The organism is Megasphaera sp. AF13-6AC (assembly GCF_027685385.1).
Taxonomy (GTDB): Bacteria; Bacillota; Negativicutes; order Veillonellales; family Megasphaeraceae; genus Megasphaera; species Megasphaera micronuciformis.
In genome coordinates this window covers 476-844 of sequence record NZ_JAQCUN010000280.1, presented here as the reverse complement: position 1 = coordinate 844, position 369 = coordinate 476, and the positions used below count along the sequence as shown (strand labels likewise).

The window sequence follows — 369 nt, the reverse complement described above, 5'->3', positions numbered from 1 at the left end:
AGTCCCTGAGGATGAGAATAGACATGACGTATATCCTCCATCCTTGCTCCCGGAACTCCCAAGAGCAGGTGCTGAACATGTACGTATTCTTCCCCTACTATATGGCAGTTGTGACGCAAAATAAGGTCATACACTTCGGCAATGCCGCCGGTAGAAGAGTTTTCTACAGGTAAGACGCCGTAGCGGCACTCACCCGCCTCGACCCGATTTACAAGGTCTTCAAAGTGATCATAAAAGACGATATCCGCACTTTTTCCGAAATGACAATACAATGCTTCGTGGCTATATGACCCGGGGGCCCCGAAACAAGCAATCTTTTCTCTCTTTTTTACACTCATCTTATAAGTCTCCCCGAGTCAGTAATATATC

General features: G+C 46.6%; 1 protein-coding gene. It reads right to left on the bottom strand.

Annotation, left to right across the window (positions count from 1 at the left end):
* Positions 1 to 338 (bottom strand): prephenate dehydratase domain-containing protein (locus PGX78_RS08860; protein WP_333524045.1); only part of this gene is annotated, 338 nt, incomplete at its 3' end.
* Positions 339 to 369 lie beyond the last annotated feature (31 nt).